General features: G+C 45.5%; 21 protein-coding genes and 3 tRNA genes. 10 read left to right on the plus strand and 14 right to left on the minus strand.

The features are described from left to right. Positions 1–21: 21 nt before the first annotated feature. The 5 genes from FTU69_RS06130 to FTU69_RS06150 all read right to left on the minus strand — a co-directional run bounded on the left by FTU69_RS06130 (position 22) and on the right by FTU69_RS06150 (position 5,239). A complete protein-coding gene (locus FTU69_RS06130; RefSeq protein WP_171432062.1) occupies positions 22–1,176 on the minus strand; it encodes a LuxR C-terminal-related transcriptional regulator in 1,155 nt (384 codons plus the stop codon). A gap of 202 nt (positions 1,177–1,378) precedes the next feature. After that, positions 1,379–3,013: a chaperonin GroEL gene (gene groL, locus FTU69_RS06135; RefSeq protein WP_127798938.1), complete on the minus strand. Its 1,635-nt coding sequence runs from the start codon at positions 3,011–3,013 to the stop codon at positions 1,379–1,381. Between the two features lie 57 nt (positions 3,014–3,070). Next, positions 3,071–3,361 (minus strand): co-chaperone GroES, encoded by a 291-nt coding sequence (groES, locus tag FTU69_RS06140; protein ID WP_004810787.1) that lies wholly within the window; start codon positions 3,359–3,361, stop codon positions 3,071–3,073. 200 nt (positions 3,362–3,561) lie between these two features. Next, entirely contained in the window at positions 3,562–4,320 is a 759-nt protein-coding gene (locus FTU69_RS06145) for a metallophosphoesterase (protein ID WP_180103614.1), read from the minus strand. Then, positions 4,301–5,239 (minus strand): diacylglycerol kinase family protein, encoded by a 939-nt coding sequence (locus FTU69_RS06150; protein ID WP_180103615.1) that lies wholly within the window; start codon positions 5,237–5,239, stop codon positions 4,301–4,303. Before FTU69_RS06150 ends, FTU69_RS06145 begins: the two co-directional genes overlap by 20 nt. Before the next feature lie 416 nt (positions 5,240–5,655). Between FTU69_RS06150 and FTU69_RS06155 the strand changes: the two genes are divergently transcribed. Next, positions 5,656–7,485, plus strand: a complete 1,830-nt coding sequence (locus FTU69_RS06155; protein WP_005176337.1) for a phosphoenolpyruvate carboxykinase (GTP) — start codon at positions 5,656–5,658, stop codon at positions 7,483–7,485. 175 nt (positions 7,486–7,660) lie between these two features. Further along, complete coding sequence (locus FTU69_RS06160) at positions 7,661–8,095, plus strand: hypothetical protein (RefSeq protein WP_168381648.1); 435 nt, start codon at positions 7,661–7,663, stop codon at positions 8,093–8,095. Positions 8,096–8,125: 30 nt separating this feature from the next. On the opposite strand, the gene FTU69_RS06165 is transcribed toward FTU69_RS06160, so the two are convergent. Together FTU69_RS06165 and folD are read right to left on the minus strand one after the other, a co-directional pair. After that, positions 8,126–8,794: a methyltransferase gene (locus FTU69_RS06165; RefSeq protein WP_034597408.1), complete on the minus strand. Its 669-nt coding sequence runs from the start codon at positions 8,792–8,794 to the stop codon at positions 8,126–8,128. A gap of 197 nt (positions 8,795–8,991) precedes the next feature. Then, on the minus strand, positions 8,992–9,840 hold the full coding sequence (folD, locus tag FTU69_RS06170; RefSeq protein WP_180103616.1) for a bifunctional methylenetetrahydrofolate dehydrogenase/methenyltetrahydrofolate cyclohydrolase FolD: 849 nt from the start codon (positions 9,838–9,840) through the stop codon (positions 8,992–8,994). A 153-nt stretch (positions 9,841–9,993) separates the two neighbouring features. On the opposite strand from folD, the gene FTU69_RS06175 reads away from it, so the two are divergent. From FTU69_RS06175 to FTU69_RS14790, 4 genes are all read left to right on the plus strand, one after another. Continuing rightward, a tRNA-Cys gene (locus FTU69_RS06175) sits at positions 9,994–10,067 on the plus strand. A 14-nt stretch (positions 10,068–10,081) separates the two neighbouring features. Further along, positions 10,082–10,167 (plus strand) — tRNA-Leu (locus FTU69_RS06180). A gap of 91 nt (positions 10,168–10,258) precedes the next feature. Then, positions 10,259–10,630 carry a hypothetical protein gene (locus FTU69_RS14785; RefSeq protein ID WP_257223606.1) on the plus strand — a complete coding sequence of 124 codons (372 nt, stop codon included), beginning with the start codon at positions 10,259–10,261 and terminating at the stop codon, positions 10,628–10,630. Between the two features lie 33 nt (positions 10,631–10,663). After that, entirely contained in the window at positions 10,664–10,990 is a 327-nt protein-coding gene (locus tag FTU69_RS14790) for a hypothetical protein (protein WP_257223607.1), read from the plus strand. Positions 10,991–11,030: 40 nt separating this feature from the next. Here the strand turns inward: FTU69_RS14790 and FTU69_RS06190 are convergent, their stop codons facing one another. Next, a complete protein-coding gene (locus tag FTU69_RS06190) occupies positions 11,031–12,800 on the minus strand; it encodes an alkaline phosphatase (RefSeq protein WP_180103617.1) in 1,770 nt (589 codons plus the stop codon). Positions 12,801–12,999: 199 nt separating this feature from the next. Between FTU69_RS06190 and FTU69_RS06195 the strand changes: the two genes are divergently transcribed. Beyond that, positions 13,000–13,085: transfer RNA gene (locus FTU69_RS06195), tRNA-Leu, on the plus strand. A gap of 363 nt (positions 13,086–13,448) precedes the next feature. Here the strand turns inward: FTU69_RS06195 and FTU69_RS06200 are convergent. From FTU69_RS06200 to rlmE, 5 genes are all read right to left on the minus strand, one after another. Further along, a complete protein-coding gene (locus FTU69_RS06200) occupies positions 13,449–13,763 on the minus strand; it encodes a DUF5713 family protein (RefSeq protein ID WP_045796482.1) in 315 nt (104 codons plus the stop codon). 126 nt (positions 13,764–13,889) lie between these two features. Then, a complete protein-coding gene (gene folP, locus FTU69_RS06205; protein WP_160243446.1) occupies positions 13,890–14,741 on the minus strand; it encodes a dihydropteroate synthase in 852 nt (283 codons plus the stop codon). A gap of 186 nt (positions 14,742–14,927) precedes the next feature. Continuing rightward, positions 14,928–15,581: a YitT family protein gene (locus tag FTU69_RS06210; RefSeq protein ID WP_180103618.1), complete on the minus strand. Its 654-nt coding sequence runs from the start codon at positions 15,579–15,581 to the stop codon at positions 14,928–14,930. Between the two features lie 257 nt (positions 15,582–15,838). Then, positions 15,839–17,728 (minus strand): ATP-dependent zinc metalloprotease FtsH, encoded by a 1,890-nt coding sequence (gene ftsH, locus FTU69_RS06215; RefSeq protein WP_160241524.1) that lies wholly within the window; start codon positions 17,726–17,728, stop codon positions 15,839–15,841. A gap of 134 nt (positions 17,729–17,862) precedes the next feature. Next, positions 17,863–18,513, minus strand: a complete 651-nt coding sequence (gene rlmE / locus FTU69_RS06220) for a 23S rRNA (uridine(2552)-2'-O)-methyltransferase RlmE (protein WP_005176316.1) — start codon at positions 18,511–18,513, stop codon at positions 17,863–17,865. Positions 18,514–18,709: 196 nt separating this feature from the next. On the opposite strand from rlmE, the gene yhbY reads away from it, so the two are divergent. Both yhbY and FTU69_RS06230 read left to right on the plus strand, forming a co-directional pair. Next, on the plus strand, positions 18,710–19,033 hold the full coding sequence (gene yhbY, locus FTU69_RS06225) for a ribosome assembly RNA-binding protein YhbY (protein ID WP_005176314.1): 324 nt from the start codon (positions 18,710–18,712) through the stop codon (positions 19,031–19,033). A 9-nt stretch (positions 19,034–19,042) separates the two neighbouring features. After that, the gene (locus FTU69_RS06230) at positions 19,043–19,582 is read left to right on the plus strand and encodes a DOMON-like domain-containing protein (protein WP_075167187.1); all 540 of its coding nucleotides are present in this window, start codon (positions 19,043–19,045) and stop codon (positions 19,580–19,582) included. Between the two features lie 95 nt (positions 19,583–19,677). Here FTU69_RS06230 and FTU69_RS06235 read toward each other — a convergent pair whose 3' ends face one another. Beyond that, the gene (locus FTU69_RS06235; protein ID WP_180103619.1) at positions 19,678–20,169 is read right to left on the minus strand and encodes a hypothetical protein; all 492 of its coding nucleotides are present in this window, start codon (positions 20,167–20,169) and stop codon (positions 19,678–19,680) included. Positions 20,170–20,479: 310 nt separating this feature from the next. Between FTU69_RS06235 and carA the strand changes: the two genes are divergently transcribed. Next, positions 20,480–21,619, plus strand: coding sequence for a glutamine-hydrolyzing carbamoyl-phosphate synthase small subunit (gene carA, locus FTU69_RS06240; protein ID WP_005176309.1), 1,140 nt, complete (start codon positions 20,480–20,482; stop codon positions 21,617–21,619). Positions 21,620–21,629 lie beyond the last annotated feature (10 nt).

The following is a 21,629-nucleotide window of genomic DNA, read 5'->3' on the forward strand; positions in this document are numbered from 1 at the left end:
TCTACTCTCAAACAAAACAGCCTATACGATATGCTCAAAATTTACGGTAATGCCCATCAGTAAATGAATTAACTCGGCCTGTGAATTACACTGGGTTTTTGCATAAATATTTTTAAAATAGGTTCGAACGGTACTTAAACTGAGCTGACAATATTCAGCGATCTTTTCTAAATCATGCTCATTAATAAATAACTCGCATAACTCAATTTCCCGGTTTGACAAGTGATATTGCTGTTTTAAAAAATCTGCAGCTAAATAATATTTTTGCTCGGTTTCAGTCACAAAAACAGCGACATAGGCCTGTTCTGGTAGTCCTTCAGTATTCTTTAGCTGGCTTAAATTAAAAGGAATAATGGTGAGCATTAATGTCGTCTGATCTGGAGCAGACAAGGCCATAACCCCACCCGGCTCTTTGTTCCATTGACTTAAATTCGAACCTGCCCCCTCAATGAGCTGATCGAGTTTGGCCTGAAAGCCGCGGCCCACTTTTAAATGATTATAACGGTCCAGCTCAATCAGGCTGGAGCGATTAAGAATTGCTTGAGCCTTTTTATTAGAATAGATTAAACAGGACTGCTGATCGAGTAGCAGCACGCCCGTTTTTAAGTGATCTAAAATATGGCCTAAAGCCAGTTTCTGCTGCTTGGCCTGACAAAGCTGCCGATGAATTTGTAGTGCCCGGCGTAAATGCTTACCGATCCGCTTAAGAAATTCATGCTCTTCCGGACTATAAGGCTGAGCATCGGGCGCCCGGTGAATACCCAAGACCCCCCAACGATGTTGCCCCTGATCAAGTAAAACAGCTGCGATATGACAAATCCCGGTTGGTTCCAGACAGCGCTCATAAAAGATATATTCATCTGTGCCTGGCATCTGGCCATAGGACTGCAAGTTTTGTTCAATAGTATCCCCCACCCCGATTTGCTGCCATAACGGCGCATGCAGTTTCATATCAATGACTTTAATCCGTTCGTCCTGATAGGCATCAATACAGGCTTGCGGAATATTATAAGTATGCACAAAGTCATAACTTGGACTCAATTGGTCCAAAGCGGTAAAAATCGCGGTTTTACTGTTGGTGTAGTGCACAATGGCTTCAATTACTTGCGGCCATAAACGCGTATCCATCGCGGCATCATAAATTAACCCAATGATCTGGTGTTCTTGTTCTTTCATCTCTCCCCCAGCTTAATCATTAAGCCCTACCAATTTAATACAAAAGCTCATCATACATTTAATTATTTTTGAACCATTTATCTATTTCTTACTTTTTTATGCATTAAGTTTAGTTTTACTGCATTGTGTTTTTTATTGACCTGCATATAAAAAAATCCCCGCAATTGCGGGGATTTTTATGATCGAATGACCAGCAGATGTATTACATCATGCCGCCCATACCACCCATGCCGCCCATGTCAGGCATTGCTGGTTTTTCTTCTGGGATTTCAGTGATCATGCACTCAGTTGTGAGCATTAAGCCCGCAACAGATGCAGCATGCTCAAGTGCAGAACGGGTTACTTTCGCTGGGTCAAGAATACCCATTTCAAGCATGTCGCCGTATTCACCAGTTGCAGCGTTATAACCGAAGTTACCTTCACCATTTTTCACAGCGTTGATCACAACAGATGGTTCATCACCTGCGTTTGCCACGATTTGACGAAGCGGCGCTTCGATTGCACGGCGCAGGATGTTGATCCCTACGTTTTGGTCATCGTTGGCACCTGTTACACCGTCAAGTGCTTTGGCAGCACGTACCAGTGCAACACCACCACCAGCAACCACACCTTCTTCAACTGCAGCGCGAGTTGCATGAAGCGCGTCGTCTACGCGGTCTTTTTTCTCTTTCATTTCAACTTCAGTTGCAGCACCGATCTTGATCACTGCTACACCGCCTGCCAATTTAGCAACGCGTTCTTGAAGTTTTTCTTTATCGTATTCAGAAGTCGATTCTTCGATTTGCGCACGGATTTGTTGAACACGCTCAGCGATTTGGCCTGCGTTACCCGCACCATCCACAATCACGGTGTTTTCTTTAGATACAGTTACTTTGTGTGCAGTACCTAAGTGTTCAAGCGTTGTTTGGTCTAACTGCATACCGATTTCTTCAGAAATCACAGTACCGCCAGTCAAGATCGCGATGTCTTGCAGCATTGCTTTACGACGGTCACCGAAACCAGGTGCTTTCACCGCACATACTTTGATGATGCCGCGCATGTTGTTGACAACAAGCGTTGCAAGCGCTTCACCTTCAACATCTTCAGCGATAATTAATAGTGGCTTACCTGTTTTTGCAACCGCTTCAAGAACCGTAATCAGTTCACGGATGTTGCTGACTTTCTTGTCTACCAGCAGGATGAACGGGTTTTCAAGTTCAGCAGTCAATGTATCTTGTTTGTTGGCGAAGTATGGAGAGATATAACCACGGTCAAACTGCATACCTTCTACAACGTCAAGCGCATCTTCGAAGCCTGAACCTTCTTCAACAGTAATGACGCCTTCTTTGCCCACTTTTTCCATTGCTTGCGCAATTAAAGCACCTACAGTGGTGTCAGAGTTTGCAGAGATCGAACCCACTTGCTCAATTGCTTTAGAATCAGATGCAGGTTGTGCAGTTGATTTGATTTCAGCAACTAGAGTTTTCACCGCGATGTCGATACCACGTTTCAAGTCCATTGGGTTCATACCCGCAGTCACTGACTTGATACCTTCGTTCAGGATAGCTTGCGCCAATACAGTTGCAGTTGTGGTACCGTCACCTGCAATGTCATTGGTTTTAGAAGACACTTCACGAACCAGTTGCGCACCCATGTTCTCGAACTTGTCTTTTAACGTGATTTCTTTCGCAACAGAAACACCATCTTTAGTGATGTGCGGTGCGCCGAAAGAACGGTCGATCACCACGTTACGGCCTTTAGGACCTAACGTTACTTTCACTGCATCTGCAAGAATGTTGACACCCGCAATCATTTTGCTACGAGCTGAATCACCAAATTTTACGTCTTTAGCTGACATGATTTACTCCAATTTTAAATCTTAACTAAATCTGATAACCATTGAGTTAGTGAGAAATTAGCCTTCTAAAACAGCTAAAATGTCAGACTCTTTCATAATAAGCAGTTCTTCACCGTCTACTTTTACAGTGGTGCCGGCATAGGTACCAAACAATACTTTATCGCCAACTTTCACATCTAATGCACGTACGCCATTGTCTGTGATTTGACCATTACCAACTGCAATGATTTCACCCTGAGCAGGTTTTTCAGCAGCAGAACCTGGCAATAAAATGCCGCCAGCAGTTTTTGTTTCTTCTTCGACACGACGAATTACTACACGGTCATGTAATGGACGAATGTTGCTCATAAATAACTCCATCAGACTAAGTCTTCGTTAGATAACTGATGACGACTTATTTATTCCTTTGGTCATCATCAAAATGAATTTTAGATGTCACTTTTGTGGGGATGGAAAAAAACGCTTCAAGGGGAAAAATGAAAAAAAATCTGTTTTTTGTCTTTTTTTTCGCCAGCCATCAGACCACTGTCGCTTTATTCCCCATATTTCTAATACGGTTCAAATTTTTGTGTGCGTTCATTAAAAAAATAGGCCTGAATTTCACCGCTGTCATGAATCACATTAAAGCTGTTATTAAAACGATGATGCAGACGATAAGACAGCGCCGTGCCGGCATGAATATCCAGCACCGGATGACTGGCCTGCAAATGATAAATCTGGTTTAAATCATAGACTGCGGACTGATGCAGATGACCATGCAACAGCCCGAACAGGCCATGCTGACTCCAGCTTTCCAGCGCCATTTTGCCAAGCATTGGACAGTCTTTTACCCCATGCGGATCATCCGGCGGGGTATAAAACGGTTGATGCGCAGCAATCAGCTTGATTTTATGCGCCGGCGCCGCGGCCAGAATCTGATCGACCAGCTGGATTTGCGCCAGCGAAATATGCCCGCGGGTATGGTAACGCCGCCGGATACTGTTTAAACCAATCAGAAAAAAATGCTCGGTTTCCAGCACAGTTTCCATCTTGCCAAAAAACAGCTGATAACGCGCAAATGGATTGACAAAACGGGTCCATAAATCGAATAGCGGAATATCATGATTGCCCGGCACCACCAGATACGGCCGCTCCAGGCTGTCGAGAAACTGCTTACAGTCATAAAACTGTTTAAAGCGCGCACGCTGGGTTAAATCACCACTGACCACCACTGCTTCAGGCTGATGCTCCAGGCAAAATTGCCGGATGGCTGCCATGCAGGCCGGCTTTTCGGTGCCAAAATGCAAGTCAGACAGATGCAGAATCATAAGGCACCATCATATTTAAGGCATTTTTTTCCACTGTGACTATTAGCGGTGGTCGCATCCGGACAATTTCACCATCAATGGCCACCTGCATGGTTTTTAGTTGTGCATGAATCACCACCTGATCTGCAGCAAAAGTATATACATCGGGCGCTTGTTCAATTTCCCCTTTCACCAGCTGCCATAAAATTTTAAACAAGGTCAACTTATCGCTTTTCGCCACCACAATGCCAGCCACCTTGCCCTGTGCCACCGCTGCAGCAATACGCAAATTCATCTCCGACAATTGCAGCTGGTTATTGCCAAAAAATACCAACGGAGTTTTCACCGGAAACAGCTGGCCATCCACTTCAACTTTTAATTTCAGTTCCTTGCGATGACGAATCAGCACATCCAGACCGGAGGTATAGGCATGTAAAGGAAAGCGACCCAGATAGCGGTTATACAGCTCCCGTTTCTGGATAAATAAAGGATATAGCCCCAAGCTGGCATTGTTTAAATAGATGTGTTCATTGATCCGCGCGATATGTGCCTTGCGTGGCCGGCCGGTTGCAATCACATGCGCTGCCTGAATAATATCCACCGGAATATCAAATACGCGGGCCACATAGTTAAAGGTACCTAAAGGTAAAATGCCCATGGGAATATCGGTATGAATTAGTTTGGCCGCCACAGCATTCAAGGTGCCATCGCCCCCTGCGGCCACCACCACGCCATAATTGTCCGGGTCCTGATGACGTAAAAATACCTGCGCCATTAATTCATCAAAACTGGCATACTGTTCAATATCAAAGGACTGGATTTCAAAACCGTATTGGGAAAAAATCTGGATCAGCTCTTCATACACCTCGGTTTTATGGGTCGCATGAAAGCCTGATTTTTTGTTATATACAATAGACAATGGCTTGAATTGTTCAGACATTTTGTCCACATCTTTAAAGCATTTGTTCTAATTTCAGCCAATTAAGTGGAAATTTAAAGCACCTTTATGTAAAAATCGAATTATCACCATTTATTTAATCAATAATGATTCTCAGAAAAAATTTAGATATAAATTATTGTTTTAAAAGGAAATAAGTAAATTAAATAATATACATAAATATAAAAAATAAATAAGACCACCTTTTATTTAAACATTATCTTTTTGTTTTTTATAAACTTATTATTTAGATTGCATTAACTACCAAAATAATTCCTTTAGTCCTTTAGTCTTATTTTTTTCGTCATTTTGTGCTTTAATACAGCCACTTTTTTTTCATATTTCATCTGAGCGGTTCATTTCGTCTCTCAGATTGTACTTTGTACAACAGTTTGTACACATTTTAGATAGGCCTCACCATGACCCAAGTGAACGCACCAGAATTCGTTCGTCACCCTAAGCTTATTGCTTGGGTGGAAGAGATTGCTAAATTAACAAAACCAGCAAAAATTGAATGGTGTGACGGTAGCGCAGAAGAATATCAACGTTATATCGACTTGATGATCGCTAACGGCACAATGCAAGCGCTTAACCAAGAAACTCACCCTGGTTCTTATCTTGCAAACTCTGATCCTTCTGACGTAGCTCGTGTTGAAGACCGTACTTACATCTGCTCTGAAAACCAGGAAGATGCCGGTGCGACCAACAACTGGGAAGCGCCTGCAGTAATGCGCGAAAAATTGAACGGTTTATTTGACGGTTCAATGGCAGGTCGTACGCTGTATGTGGTTCCATTCTCAATGGGTCCACTCGGTTCACACATTGCACACATCGGGATCGAGTTAACTGACTCTCCTTATGTTGCAGTCAGCATGTCTAAAATGGCTCGTATGGGTAAAGCTGTTTATGACGTATTAGGTACAGATGGCGAATTCGTTCCATGTGTACACACTGTAGGCGCTCCGCTTGCCGAAGGTGAAAAAGATGTTGCATGGCCTTGCAACAAAGAAAAATACATCGTGCACTATCCAGAAACACGTGAAATCTGGTCTTACGGTTCAGGTTACGGCGGTAACGCATTGTTAGGTAAAAAATGCCTGGCATTACGTATTGCATCGTTCATGGGTCGTCAACAAGGCTGGTTAGCTGAACACATGCTAATTCTTGGCGTAACCAATCCTCAAGGCGAAAAACACTACATCGCAGCGGCATTCCCATCTGCATGTGGTAAAACCAACTTCGCGATGCTGATTCCACCAGCAGGTTATGAAGGCTGGAAGATTGAAACTGTAGGTGACGATATTGCCTGGATCAAACCAGGTGAAGATGGTCGCCTATACGCAATCAACCCTGAAGCTGGTTTCTTCGGTGTAGCACCTGGTACAAACACCAAAACTAACCCGAACTGTATGGCGACGCTGCACAAAGACGTGATCTATACCAACGTTGCTGTAACAGACAACGGCGAAGTATGGTGGGAAGGTCTTTCTAAAGAAGCACCTGCCAACCTGACCAACTGGAAAGGTCAACCACACACTGGTGAAGAAAAAGCAGCGCATCCAAACGCGCGTTTCACCGTATCTGCAGGTCAATGTCCTTCAATTGATGCTGACTGGGAAAATCCAGCAGGTGTTCCAATCTCTGCATTCATCTTTGGTGGTCGCCGTGCAGACACAGTGCCTCTAATTTCAGAAGCATTTGACTGGGTTGATGGCGTGTATAAAGCGGCAACCATGGGTTCTGAAACCACTGCTGCTGCGGTTGGTCAACAAGGTATCGTTCGTCGTGACCCATTCGCAATGCTGCCATTCGCGGGTTACAACATGGCGGACTACTTCTCTCACTGGTTAGAAATGGGTGAGAAAGTGGGTGCGAAAGCTGAAGCTGCAGGTAACAAACTGCCTGGTATCTACAACGTGAACTGGTTCCGTCGTGATGCTGAAGGCAACTTCGTATGGCCTGGTTTCGGTCAAAACATGCGTGTACTTGAGTGGATCATTGACCGTTGTGAAGGTCGTGCAGATGCTGTAGACACTCCAATTGGCCGCGTTCCAACTTACGAACAGCTGAACTGGACTGGTTTAGATTTCTCTAAAGAGCAATTTGAAACTGTGACAGCACAAGACAAAGATCAATGGATCAAAGAACTGGAAAGCCACACTGAGTTATTCAATAAACTGGGTGAGCGTTTACCAGAAGCATTGAAAAAACGTCAAGCCGAGCTTTTAGAAGCGGTTAAATCTGCTTAATTACTGATTAACATGAAAGAGGTCGCGAAAGCGGCCTTTTTTATTGCCTGCCTATACACGCTACATTTTACCGGCAATAAATTTCAACACATCATTGAGGAAAGCAGTCGTCCCCAGGTCAGGCTTTTATGGCATACTTGAAAGTATAAATTAGAGATCATGAGCCATAATAGCAATGCACAATACTTATAAACTTTTAGGACTTGCCTGTACGGTTACCCTGCTCACTGCCTGCCAGAGTGGGCCACGCGAATTTAATGGCAATGTCGGTTATCAGATCGAAAGCCGCACTGACAGCACAGCCACCCTGGCTTACACCCTTGCAACACGCAACAATCAGCAATTAGATGAACAGCGCCTACAACGTGCCTGCCAGAAAGTGCTGGCCAGCAATAAAGTCTTTAAATTAAATATTCTCAGCGTCAATGAAATTGCCAACCCGGCGGCCGGTAATAATCTTACTGCTCCAGGACGTCAAATTGGCGATACCCGTGCCACCTTCAGCCTGTCGAATACCCCTGGCCTGCACAGCAGTGAAAATCCGGCCACACGTGATGCCCTCACTGCCCGCCCAAGCACTTTAACTGTGGTGCGCTATACCTGCTCTTAAGCTTCTGCAAGCCAATAAAAAAGACGCTGTTTACAGCGTCTTATAAAAACTGACATTACGAAATTCGGGCGACTCATCTAAATCGGGCCAAGTGGTGGCACTACGCTCATCCAGCTTTTCATATTTGGGATGGCTAAAGTTTTTCACTCGGCTGTCCGCCACCCACACTTCTGGGGCAAATTTTAAAAACTCATCCAGGAAAAAACGGTTGCATTGATCGTATAGCACATCCGCTGCGAGTAGTACATCAACCTGCTCGGCTTTGTAGAGATCATCCAGATATTCCAGCTCGACGCCATTAAGTTCGGCATTGGCCCGACAGGCATCCAGACTGACCTGATCAATATCACAGCAGATCACCCGCTTGGCACCTGCCATTTTGGCAGCAATCGCCACCACACCTGAACCTGCGCCAAAATCCAGCACCACTTTATTTTTCACATGATGTGGTTCAGCCAGCAACCACTGCGCCATGGCCAATCCTGAGGCCCAGCAGAAAATCCAGTACGGCGTATCATTCCAGATCCGGCGGATGACTTCATCATCGAGTTTATCGGTGGGAAAAACCGGCGGAATCAACCAAAGTGAAATCGGTGTTTCAGGCAATTGCTGTGCCTGCAGTTCACAATGTGGAATCACATCATGCAAAGCACTTAATAGATGTTCAGGGGCTTTAGGAAATTGAAAGGTGCAGCTCATTGGTTTTTTATTCTTTATGTATTTCAGCAAAAATCTGATGTTAGAGGTTTTACCCTCATCCCAACCTTCTCCCTGAGCCGTATACGGCGCAAGAGAAGGAGTATCCATTATTTTTACAATGAATTTTCCCTCTCCTGAGCAAGATTTAAAGCACTGCTTTTAAATCTAGCGCAAGTGGAGGGTTAGGGAGGATTTGATTAACCCAAAGCCTTCTCAGCCGCTTCTACGGTTTGACGAATCAAGGTTGTAATCGTCATCGGACCAACACCACCTGGCACTGGTGTGTAAGCAGAAGCGATGTCTTCGATACCAACGAGTTGGATATCACCAACACCACCGCCTTCACGTGGGTGGAAGCCCGCATCAACGACCACTGCACCTGGCTTAATCCAGTCTTTCTGAATCAGTTCAGCTTTACCAACTGCGCCCACAATAATGTCTGCCTGCTTCACGAATTCAGCCAGGTTTTGTGTGCGTGAGTGACAGGTGGTTACAGTTGCATTGGCTTCTAGCAGCATCGCCGACATTGGTTTACCCAGAATAGCCGAACGACCAACCACCACTGCATGTTTACCCGCGATTTCGATGTTGCTTTCTTTCAGAATAGTCATGATGCCCGCTGGTGTTGCCGAACCATAGGCCGCTTCACCCATCGCCATACGACCATAACCCAAACAAGTCACACCATCGACATCTTTTTCAAGTGAAATGGCATCGAAGCAGGCACGCTCATCAATTTGTGCCGGTACCGGATGCTGTAACAGGATACCGTGTACATCAGGATTGGCATTGAGTTTTTCAATTTCAGCCAGTAACTGCTCAGTGGTGGTTTCCTGTGGAAGCTCGATTTTTAAAGAGTCCATACCGACACGGCGGCAGGCATTCCCTTTCATACGTACATAAGTTGCAGATGCACCGTCGTCACCTACCAAAATAGTCGCCAGAATTGGGGTACGACCTGTTTTCGCCTTTAATGCTTCTACGCGTGTTAACAAGTCAGCTTCAATTTGCTTTGCTAATGCACGACCATCCAAAACTAATGCCACGGCACATCTCCAAATGTTGATAGGAATCAATTTTGCAAATAATACATGATAATTTAGGCAATTTTCTTTCATATGCCGAATTTATGTGCATATGCGCGATTTATAGTATTGTTTTTTTCCCAGAGCTTGCTAATATGTGCATCACCAAGACGTGGCGGGGTGGCAGAGTGGTCATGCAGCGGACTGCAACTCCGTGGACGCCGGTTCGATTCCGACCTCCGCCTCCAATCTTGGTAAAAATGCCCGAGTGGTGAAATCGGTAGACACAGGGGATTTAAAATCCCCCGCCCTCAAAGCGTGCCAGTTCGAGTCTGGCCTCGGGCACCATTTTAACAGATCTTAAAATGGTGCAGTAAAGAATCCAGCGTCAAGCTGGTTTTTTTATGCCTGCAATTTAGCTTCTGCGTTGACCCTGTCCATGACCCCACAACAGCCCCTGCTTTTTCTACAACAGCTACAACAACACCATCCGGCTGCATTTAAACGCAATTTTCTGCTGTATGGCGCAATAAAAATCAAAGGCATGCTGGATGAGTGGAAAGAAATCCTCCCCTGGGTGCTGGCCCTGCTGATTTTTATTCCGCTGTCGATGGTCCTTGCAGATGTGATTCAGCAGCACTTGCCACAGTTTGATGCCGCACAAAGCAAAAGTATGGCAATTTTAGCGCTCATGTTGCTGTTGATGCTCACGACACCCTATGTGATTTACCAACTCAAACACAGTGCAGCGGCCTTATATCGCATGCTCCGCCATACCCCAATCAAACTGGCGATCGTGATTTTAGTGTAGGCACTGAATGTCTATTACTGGCAAAGCGTGCTATTGCAAGGGATACTGTTCTTTTTTGCCCTGAGTTTTGGCTTTGTACGTTTTTATAAAGAAAACCTGTTTCGTCATGAGGCTACACCAGAACAGCAATACTGTTTGCAGCAGATTCGCCGTGCAGCGTACTGGTCATATCGTCAGCTTCGTAATACCCACCTAAAAATGTACTTTTATCCCAAAAGTTCGGCACGCTATGCAGACCTGGCGGTACAGCGGATGAAATATGCCAATCTGCATCAGCAAATCATGCAGGTTGAACACAAGTTTGCGCAGCAGATTAAATTTATTGATCTGGACAGTTATCTCAACGAAATCAGCCAATAAAAAAACCGGGACAATCCCGGTTTTTTTATAGAAACAGGGTTTAAGCACTGGCCGGCAGTTCTTTAATTTCCACCAGAGCCGGCGTGTATTGCAGACGGTGATAACGCGCATCATCCAGTTGATAATCTGCTGCTTTGACCGTGTTCACGAATTTCCACTCGGCCAGCATTTCATCTGCCGTAAAGCTGACGGTCAGATAACCTCGCTGATTCAGGTTGCAATAACTCAGCTCATCAATCAGGGTATTAAAGGCAAATTCAAATTCGTACAGCTTGGCCGCCGGAATCTGCAGATATTTTTCCATCCCCGGAGAGGACACCGAACTGGTGGCCAGCTCCACCCCGACAAAGTTCTGCTGGGCATCATACAGCTGTGCAGACCAGGCATTATGAGTATCGCCCGCCAGCACCACCACTTTTTTACCCAGTTGACCCAATATGCTATACAGTGCTTCACGCTCGTAAGCATAGCCATCCCAGGCATCCAGATTATACGGCACCACGGTCAAAATACGGGCCTTTTCCTGTGCGGTTAAAGTGGGATCGCCCTGTAAATAACGGCTTTTCAATGTGACCAGTTCTACTAGCATCCGCTCGACATTGGCCAAGGTCTCTACGGTTGCCTGACCACTGGTGATTTGCCCGAGCACCTGCAAGATTTCCACCGGAATCAGCATTTTCGCCATCAGCACCTGTTGCCCCAGCACATTCCAGGTGGCTTGAGATTGAGTCAGCTGCTGGGCCAGCCAGGCAAACTGAGTACGTCCAAGCAAGGTACGGTTAGTGTCAGTTAAATCTGCGTTAAATCGGGCGGCATCCAGACCGGTCGCGGTTAAATAATGGGCATAATCCAGCTGCTTGTGACGTGCTAGTACCCGCGTATCCAGCATATTCAACTGCACCAGCTGACCGAAATTGAACTGGCGGTAAATATTCAGATGGTCATTTTCAGAGACCGGACGAATTGGCATCCACTCAAAATAGGCCTGCAATGCAGCCAACTTGCGTGCAAAGAAATCACCTTCGTTGTCCTGATGATTCTCCGCCCCTTCCATCCAAGTGTCATTGGTTAGCTCGTGGTCATCCCAGATTACAATAAACGGATGACGCTGGTGCACTGCCTGCAAATCGGCATCTCCACGATACAGAGCATAACGCTTGCGATAATCATCTAAACGGATAATTTCCTGATTGTTATCGGCGGCCAGGGTACGTCCCAGTTTTTCGGCATCTTCAGTGGCATAACCATCGGCGCCATATTCATAAATATAATCACCCAGGTGGATGACCACATCCAGATTTTCCTTGGCCATTTCCTTATAGACATGGAAATAACCGGCCGGATAGTTAGAGCAAGAACAGACTGCAAACTTTACGGCAGCGGTATCAAGCGGCAAGGTTTTGGTCTGGCCCACCAGTGAGCTTTGTGCGCCATAGCGGAAACGGTAGAAATAGGTCTGATTGGCTTCTAAACCGTCTGCATCAACTTTGACGGTAAAGTCCTGCGCCTGTGTGGTCAGCACTTTGCCCGTATTTACAATGTGCTGAAACGCCTGATCGGTCGCGATTTCCCACTGTACTTCCAGACGCATAGCCGTATCTTCGGGGCTAAGACGGGTCCATAGAATCACCCGGTCTGCCAATGGGTCACCACTGGCCACGCCATGTAAAAATTGTATTTGTGGCGCATCAGGAGATGGATGCTCTGGATCATCATCGCCACAGGCAGTTAAGCTGAGTGGCAAAGACAGTGCCCCAAAACCAGCAATGGTTTTTTGAATCAGTTCGCGACGGTTCATGTGCGTTGTCATACGGTTTTCCTGTTGTTTTTATTTGATCTACCTTAGAAAACCGAGGTTTAGCTTTGATCTCATTTTGATGAAAAAATGATGACAGTCGACATCCAGCCTGCTTCGAGTTTAGGCTAATACAATGATTTGCTTGAAAAGAAAGCAATTGTAAGCAAATTTACTTGCCAAGTTTTCCATCCTCCTCTATTATTGCGCACATGCCCGAGTGGTGAAATCGGTAGACACAGGGGATTTAAAATCCCCCGCCCTCAAAGCGTGCCAGTTCGAGTCTGGCCTCGGGCACCATTTTAATAGATCTTAAAATGGTGCAATAAATTACCCAGCGTCAAGCTGGTTTTTTTATGCCCGAAATTTAATAAAACAGATTGAATAGAAAGAGAAGAAATATAAAAAGAAGAATGAAATATCAGGTCACCCTACTCACCTTGCCAAGCTGTTTTTCAAGCATTTATGCCGCCGATGAATCAAGCATTTAATATGATCAAGAAACGCCCGTACAGCAGAGTAACACACTGAGTAGGTCGTGCAGGTAGATGAGAGGACTAAAGCATATCCGAAACAGAGCTGCTATTTACTGTACACCCTGTAAGATTGAGCGATAGAATCATCTCAAACCCAGATCACCCCATTATAAAAAAAGAGAGCGGCTTACCACTCTCGATTCGATACCAGTTCTTCCATTTCCAGCTCGAAATAGCCGGCATCTTGCAGCACCATCATCATCGCTTCGGCAATATAATCTGCCGCAGTATCATCCAGTGATGAATCCAGATCTTCAAATTGTGGTTTCATCTTGTTGATGACGTTTACCGTTTCATGCGCGAAGTGATAAATGTCAGCCTCGGACAAATTCGGCTTGGCGACTTTTTTCGCAAACTGTTCAATGGACTGTTTGATTTCAGCGACCAGAATATCGGGATAATAGTCATCGTCAAACATGGGGAGAAGTAAATCTGTAAACATACAGGCACTCAAAACTACAAAAGGTCAAATTCAAGACAGGCTATATAGCACAAAGCCCCTGAAAAGCCAAACTGAGCGAGATTTGAATACCTATATGATATAAAGCAGGCTGGTATAGAGCAGCCCTTAAGCCAATTGCATCGCCTGCCAGATTTTAATGGCATCGGCGGTAGCTTTCACATCATGCGCGCGCACCATACAGGCACCCTGCTGAATACTCAGCAAATGCGCAGTGGCTGAACCAACTGCACGTTGCTGTGGCTCTGCGGCATCCAGCACACTGCCAATAAAACGTTTACGCGACAAGGCAGATAAAATTGGATAACCCATGTCAGTCAGTTTATGGAACTCATTTAGCAATTGCAGATTTTGCTGGGCATTTTTGGCAAAACCAAAGCCCGGATCAATCATAATGTTTTCAGCCTTGACCCCGGCATCCAGTGCATCCTGAACCCGTTGCGAAAGCTCACGAATGACATCTGTGGTGACATCCTCATATTGATCCAGATTATTCATAGTGGTTGGCTCACCGCGCATATGCATGATGATCACCGGAATATTTAATTCAGCTGCGGTTTCCAGCGCCTGAGGACGGGTTAAAGCCCGCACATCATTCCAGATATGCGCACCGGCCGCTACTGCCGCACGAATCACCTCTGGCTGTGAAGTATCAATTGAAATCACCACATTTAGTTTGGCCAGCTCCTCGACCACAGGCACCACCCGGCGGATTTCTTCCTCAATTTCCACCACCGCTGCGCCGGGACGGGTCGATTCACCCCCCACATCAATGACGGTGGCACCTTCAGCAATCATCTGTTTGGCACGGGCAATCGCCTGCTCTTTTTCATTGTGCTGCCCCCCGTCACTAAACGAGTCCGGGGTTACATTCAAGATTCCCATCACATGCGGCTGAGACAGATCCAAAGTTAAAGCTCCAAAGCTCCATTGACGCTGCGGTAATGGCATCAGCTGCATGTTTTTCTCCTCATTCACAATAAGGCAAATATTGTCTTATGGATAATTCAGTAAAGTAAAGCCTTAGATGTCAAACTGCGGCTTATTTGCATATTGCAACAGCTTGGACAGTCGGCTTAATTTCACAAAAGGGATCATTTTTCGTCCGACAAAACAGCTGATAGATCCCCTATTAAAGACAGGAGATTATGACTGACCCTGATAACGCCCCGGCCGATGATTGAGGGCCAAAAAGATACCCATAATCGCCGCTGCCAAGATAGACCACAACACCTGCTGATATGGCATCACCCCAAAAGCCAATGCAACGACCACACAATCAATGGCCATTTGTACCTTACCGGCACTGATGCCAGCTTTATCTTGCAAATACATCGACAAGATGGTGGCGCCGCCCAAACTCGATTGATGCCGAGCCAAAAACAGAATACCAGTTCCCAGCATTAAGCCACCGGCAATGGCGGCAAAAAGTGGATGCAAATAATGAATGTCCAGATATTGCGGCACAATATAGGTCAATAAAGAAAGTAAGGACACACAAATAAAGGTTTTCAGCGTGAAGCTTTTGCCCAGTCTGCGCCACGCAAACCAGTAAAACGGCAGATTAATCAGAAAATACAGCAAACTAAACGACCAGCCAGTTGCATAGTGCAGCACAAAAGCAATCCCTGCGGTACTCCCGGTCAGCAGACCTGCCTGTTCATACAGAATCAGGGTAATTCCGACAAACAGCGTTCCTGAGAACAGTGCTAGGCTGTCATCCATATAACTATGTTTAAGCGGATGCATCGATGGTAGAGGCGCAGCTTTTAACGCGCTTGGATTAGATTGGTTATTCATGTTGAGAATCCCCTGTTCACCCTGTACTTGTGGTCTGTGGTGAATAGCATGTGTGCTTGTGGCACGTGGTATTTTTATTGCGTTTTTAATATGACAAAGGATAAAAATTTCTACAATCTTTAATTGTTGTCTTTTCTCCTGTCCGGGTTTATGGCTTGCATAGACCTTTCATCTAACCAATTGGGTCAGGTACCGATAAATACATGCAAATTTCATGCATAAAAAAACCACCCGAAGGTGGTTTTCTTAAAATATTCTTAGTTGGCTGGCAATGGTGGCGGTGTGCTTGGACCATTGCTTGGGGTTACATCAATCACCGGATTTTCTGCAACATATACTTTTGGTGGCTGTGGTTCACGGCCTTCCATAATGTCACGAATCTGCTCACGATCAATGGTTTCCCAATCCATCAGCGCTTTTACCATGGCATGGGCAATCTCTTTGTTGTTTTCCAGGATATCCCAGGCCACTTTATATTGCTCATCCAGAATGCGGCGCACTTCACGGTCCACTTCCAGCTGTGTCGCTTCAGAAATGGTCCGGCTACCCAGGCTGCCCATGAAGGATTGCTGTGAATCATCTTCATAAACCATCACGCCTAGTTTGTCCGACATACCGTATTTGGTCACCATGGCACGTGCCATTTTGGTTGCACGCTCAAAGTCGTTCGATGCACCGGTAGATTGCTGATTAATGAAAATTTCTTCAGCAATACGACCACCAAACAGGATTGAAATTTCTTTCAGCATCTTGTCTTTGTAATGGCTGGTCTGATCAAACTCAGGCAACTGCCAGGTTACACCCAGCGCCCAACCACGCGGCATAATCGTAACTTTATGCACAGGATCCGTACCCGGCAGCATTTCCGCCACAATGGCATGGCCTGCTTCATGATAAGCCGTCGCACGACGTTCTTCTTCACGAATCACCATTGATTTACGTTCAGGACCCATGTACAGCTTGTCTTTGGCGTCTTCAAAGTCATGCATGTCGACCGTGTTCTTGTTACGACGTGCAGCAAATAGCGCTGCCTCGTTCACCAAGTTGGCCAACTGTGCACCCGAGAAGCCCGGTGTACCACGTGCAAGGACTTTTACATCCACACCTGTGGTTGAAGGCAATTTTTTCAGGTGAACATTCAAGATTTGCTCACGACCTTTAATATCGGGTAAGCCCACCATCACCTGACGGTCAAAACGACCTGGACGTAATAAAGCTTTATCCAGTACATCGGCACGGTTGGTTGCGGCAATGACGATAATACCTTCGTTGCCTTCAAAACCGTCCATTTCGACCAGCATCTGGTTTAAGGTCTGCTCACGCTCATCGTGACCACCACCGGTACCTGAACCACGGTGACGACCGACCGCATCAATCTCATCAATAAAGATAATACATGGCGCGTGGCGTTTCGCCTGCTCGAACATGTCACGGACACGAGAGGCGCCCACACCCACGAACATTTCTACGAAGTCAGAACCTGAAATACTGAAGAATGGCACTTTAGCTTCGCCAGCAATGGCTTTTGCCAGCAAAGTTTTACCGGTACCCGGAGGACCAACCATTAACACGCCTTTCGGAATGGTTGCACCCAAACGTTTAAATTTGGCCGGATCTTTCAGGAAGTCGACAATTTCTACTACTTCCTGTTTGGCTTCATCACAACCTGCAACATCGGCAAAGGTTACTTTAATCTGGTCTTCAGACAGCATTTTCGCTTTGGACTTACCAAAGCTCATTGGGCCGTTTTTACCACCTGCACCGCCACCCATGTTGCGCATAAAGAACATGAATAACAAAATGATTAAAAGTACAGGGAAACTAGCAATGAGTAGTTGCATCAACAAACCTTGACGTTGAGGTGCAGTACCTTCAACAACAACGTTGTTTTCAATGAGGCTCGGCATGAGTTCAGGATCTTGAACCGCCGGACGAATACTTTCAAATGGTGAGCCATTGGCTTTTTCACCACTAATTCTTTCGCCATCAATTGTAACTTTTTTAATTTGACCAGCATCCACCGCCGCAACGAACTCTGAATAGTTCATTGACGTTGGCTTATCACTGCCATTGATGTTACTGAAAATCAGAATCAGTACACCAAGTATAATTAGCCACAATACGGCATTCTTGAAGAGATCGCTCAAAGCTTTATTCCCATATCAATCTAATTTGATCATGCCCTTTACAGGGTGACCTTAATGTTAAAGCTGAAGATCAGCCTACAAAACTCTTAAAAACGTACAAAATGCACAATTTTTAACGGCTTGGCAAGTAAACTTTATTTGAATGCCTTCTTCCGGCCCTGTCCGATCAAAAACACTTCTTTCGAACGTGCACGAGAAGCTGCTGGTTTTGCAGTCTTTAATACATCGAAGCTGTCGACGACCTGCTTGCGAAATTCATCGAAGCCAGAACCCTGGAACACCTTCACGACAAACTGTCCGTTTGGCCCCAGCACTTTTTGCGCAAAGTCCAAAGCCAGTTCACATAAATAGATTTGTCGTGGCTGATCTACTGCTCTATTACCTGATGTATTGGGGGCCATATCGGAAATTACAACGTCTACAGTCCGGCCATTTAAAATATTTAACAATTTTTCAAAAACTTCTTCCTCACGGAAGTCACCTTGCAGGAAGGTCACATCTGGTAAGGCATCCATAGGCAAAATATCCGATGCAATCACTAGCCCTTTGTCACCGACCAGTTTGCCGGCAATTTGCGACCAGCTGCCGGGCGCAGCACCCAGATCGACCACCGTCATGCCGGGTTTGATAATTTTATATTTTTCCTGAATCTCTAGCAGTTTATACGCAGCACGCGCACGATAACCTTCCTTCTGGGCTTTTTTCACGAAAGGGTCATCCAGGTGCTCTCTCATCCACGCACGACTACTTTTGGATAATTTCTGGTTGGTAATGCGTGTTGCCATAACTCTCTAAATATTAAAAACCTTCTAATTTATAATTGTACGTGAAAATTGCCGCGCTTGCAGTACAGATGTGTAGTTAAATGGACGTAGAGGGTGTGATTTTTTCTATTATTTGCATCGATTATTTGCGCAGATTTTACAGCGTTTCAAATTGGGATTTGCTATACTAAGCCGTTTTTAAAATCAGGTTATTTTTATGGCGGCTTTATCTATTCAGGAACGCAAGCGTTTACGTCAAATCGGTCATGCACTCAATCCGGTTGTGATGATTGGCGGACAAGGGCTTACTGAAAATGTCATTGAAGAAACCACGCGTGCGTTAAACGACCACGAACTGATTAAAGTGAAAATTGGCGGTGAAGACCGTGAAGCACGTGCAGCTGTAATTGAGGCAATTGCAGAAGCGACTGGTGCAGAAGTGGTACAGACCATTGGTAAAATTGCCCTGCTGTATAAAAAAGCCAAACCGCAAAATCCAAAATTATCGAACCTGGTTCGTCACGCGCATCTGGCAAAATAATTTTTCCTTATGGCAAGTTATGAACTGAGTGCTTTTGATCGCCGTTTTCAGGCCATCTCCCTGGTCGGGGCGATTGAGCAGCAAAGCCCGTTTAACCTGAATATTGGTTACTGGCTGCGTGATCCGAACCAGTATGTGCAGTGGCCCGATCTGGTGTCTGCGCATCCGCGTCAGGATTTTCTCTGGCAGAACACCTGTTTTGAAGTGTTTATTGGGGTTCATGGGGAAGATTTTTATCGTGAAATTAATCTTTCTCCATCTCAAGCCTGGCAGGCCTATCAGTTTGAGGAATATCGCTATCCGGAAGATATGCCGCCGCAAGCCGCCTATGATATTGAGCTCAACCAGCTGAAACGCACCCATTATGGACTGAATGTCAGTCTGGACTTGGGCGAATTCATGGCCAAGCATAAATTAAAGTGGTCGGATCTGTTCATTGGTTTAACTGCCGTGTTAAACACTTCTGAAGGTGAACACTATTACGCCATGCAGCACAGCAGCCCACAGGCCGATTTTCATAACAAGCGCGATTGGCTGCATCAGTTCTAGGCATTATGTCTGAACTAAAACGCAGTATAAAAAAAGTGAGGCACATGACCTCACTTTTTTATTGCCTGCATCGCACGCACCCGCTACAACACGCCTTAGCTTTTAAGGGTGGTGTCGGTTTCAGAAGCAGGTGCCGCCTCTTTTGCTGGTACAACTTTTTTCCAGGTTTCCAAGGTATGTTCTTTGGAGCGCTTGAAGGTTTCGGTTAACTGGTCTTTATGCTTGACTGAAATCTGGCTGACATCAGCTTTAAGCTCTTTGCCAATTTTATTCAAATCTTCAATCACCGCATTAAACTCGGTTTTCACAAACTCTTTCAGTTCACCAAGATCTTTTTGTGAGCTGCCAAAATTTTCCTTGAGCGATTCAATTTTCTGCAGTAGCTCCTTCTTGAGCTGACTGAGCTGCTCCTGCACGCTGCCATTAAATTTTTTCGCTTCGGTCTGCAGTTTTTCCTGGGTCTCCCCGACTGCTTCAGTAACCTGCTGCTTGGCCTCTTGCGCTGCCTGTTCAAGCTTTTCAGTGCCTTCTGCCACCACGTCTTTTAAGGAGTTTTTAGCCGCTGGCTGTTTTTGTTCTGCTGTCATTGCCGTTCACCCGCCTGTTATTATGAAAGACCACAGCATAGTAGAAACAGATAAAATTTAAGTTTTGATTTGTTAGACAATTATTAAATGCTTACATTTCTGTGACATTGCGTGACAAACATGCTTTTGCACCAAAAGAATACTTTTTTATTGGATATTCCGCTTCAATAACGTGGACTTTTTCAGAGTTGGTGCGTATAATGCGCTGTTAAGTTCAAGCGAGCAGATGTGAGGAGGGTAGGTTGTATAGTAGCCTTCCTTTTTTTTCGTCTACTCGCTTTTTTACAGCCTAAATTTCAGGAGCTTTGGTTTGAGCACCCCCGCCATTTTAGCCCTTGCCGACGGTACGATCTTCAAAGGAACGTCAATCGGTGCATCGGGTAGTACGACTGGTGAAGTCGTTTTTAACACTGCCATGACTGGCTATCAAGAAATTTTGACTGACCCGAGTTATGCACAGCAACTTGTGACTTTAACTTACCCGCATATTGGTAACACAGGTTGTAATGAAGAAGACGCAGAATCTGGTCGTATTCATAAAGTATGGGCCAACGGATTAATCATTCGTGATCTGCCTTTATTGCATAGCAACTTCCGTTCTACACAGTCTTTAGCGGATTACCTGAAGCAACACAATGTGGTTGCCATTGCCGATATCGACACGCGTAAACTGACTCGTATTTTACGTGCAAAAGGTGCGCAAAACGGTTGTATTCTGGCTGGTGAAAATATCACTGAAGAAGAAGCAATTGCAAAAGCACGTGCATTTGGCGGCTTAAACGGTTTAGACCTTGCAAAAGAATGCTGTGACCCGAACGGTTTTGAATGGACCGAAGGCTCATGGGAACTTGGCAAAGGCTTTACTCAACCTGAACTTAAATTCCATGTGGTTGCATACGACTACGGTGTCAAAACCAACATCCTGCGTATGCTGGCAGACCGCGGCTGTAAACTGACCGTTGTGCCTGCACAAACCCCTGCTGCTGACGTACTTGCGTTAAATCCAGATGGCGTGTTCCTGTCGAACGGCCCTGGCGACCCAGCTGCTTGTGATTATGCAATTGAAGCTGTAAAAACTATTGTTGAAACCACCAATCTCCCTGTGTTTGGTATCTGTTTAGGTCACCAGATTCTTGCTCTGGCTTCTGGCGCAAAAACCATGAAAATGGCGCACGGTCACCACGGTGCCAACCATCCTGTACAAAACATCGAAGATGGTACAGTGATGATTACCTCGCAAAACCACGGCTTCGCAGTGGATGAAAGCAACCTGCCAGCAGTCTTGCGTGTTACCCACCGTTCACTGTTCGATGGTACTAACCAGGGTATCCACCGTACAGACAAGCCGGCATTCAGCTTCCAGGGTCACCCTGAAGCCAGCCCAGGTCCACACGACTGTGCCCCACTGTTCGATCATTTCATCGAACTTCTTGAAGCAGCTAAGAAGTAATTAAGGAGCA

Source organism: Acinetobacter sp. YH12134 (assembly GCF_013418555.1).
In the GTDB taxonomy this organism is placed as follows: Bacteria; Pseudomonadota; Gammaproteobacteria; order Pseudomonadales; family Moraxellaceae; genus Acinetobacter; species Acinetobacter indicus.

Excerpts from the sequence above, each read along its gene's own strand:
- groES (WP_004810787.1), bottom strand. The coding sequence starts at position 3,361 with ATGAGCAACATTCGTCCATTACATGACCGTGTAGTAATTCGTCGTGTC.
- FTU69_RS06145 (WP_180103614.1), bottom strand. The coding sequence starts at position 4,320 with ATGATTCTGCATCTGTCTGACTTGCATTTTGGCACCGAAAAGCCGGCC.
- FTU69_RS06165 (WP_034597408.1), bottom strand. The coding sequence starts at position 8,794 with ATGAGCTGCACCTTTCAATTTCCTAAAGCCCCTGAACATCTATTAAGT.
- FTU69_RS06160 (WP_168381648.1), top strand. The coding sequence starts at position 7,661 with ATGCACAATACTTATAAACTTTTAGGACTTGCCTGTACGGTTACCCTG.
- FTU69_RS06155 (WP_005176337.1), top strand. The coding sequence starts at position 5,656 with ATGACCCAAGTGAACGCACCAGAATTCGTTCGTCACCCTAAGCTTATT.
- FTU69_RS06235 (WP_180103619.1), bottom strand. The coding sequence starts at position 20,169 with ATGACAGCAGAACAAAAACAGCCAGCGGCTAAAAACTCCTTAAAAGAC.
- folP (WP_160243446.1), bottom strand. The coding sequence starts at position 14,741 with ATGCAGCTGATGCCATTACCGCAGCGTCAATGGAGCTTTGGAGCTTTA.
- yhbY (WP_005176314.1), top strand. The coding sequence starts at position 18,710 with ATGGCGGCTTTATCTATTCAGGAACGCAAGCGTTTACGTCAAATCGGT.
- rlmE (WP_005176316.1), bottom strand. The coding sequence starts at position 18,513 with ATGGCAACACGCATTACCAACCAGAAATTATCCAAAAGTAGTCGTGCG.
- FTU69_RS06210 (WP_180103618.1), bottom strand. The coding sequence starts at position 15,581 with ATGAATAACCAATCTAATCCAAGCGCGTTAAAAGCTGCGCCTCTACCA.
- FTU69_RS06200 (WP_045796482.1), bottom strand. The coding sequence starts at position 13,763 with ATGTTTACAGATTTACTTCTCCCCATGTTTGACGATGACTATTATCCC.
- FTU69_RS06130 (WP_171432062.1), bottom strand. The coding sequence starts at position 1,176 with ATGAAAGAACAAGAACACCAGATCATTGGGTTAATTTATGATGCCGCG.
- FTU69_RS06150 (WP_180103615.1), bottom strand. The coding sequence starts at position 5,239 with ATGTCTGAACAATTCAAGCCATTGTCTATTGTATATAACAAAAAATCA.
- FTU69_RS06230 (WP_075167187.1), top strand. The coding sequence starts at position 19,043 with ATGGCAAGTTATGAACTGAGTGCTTTTGATCGCCGTTTTCAGGCCATC.
- FTU69_RS14785 (WP_257223606.1), top strand. The coding sequence starts at position 10,259 with ATGACCCCACAACAGCCCCTGCTTTTTCTACAACAGCTACAACAACAC.
- FTU69_RS06190 (WP_180103617.1), bottom strand. The coding sequence starts at position 12,800 with ATGACAACGCACATGAACCGTCGCGAACTGATTCAAAAAACCATTGCT.
- groL (WP_127798938.1), bottom strand. The coding sequence starts at position 3,013 with ATGTCAGCTAAAGACGTAAAATTTGGTGATTCAGCTCGTAGCAAAATG.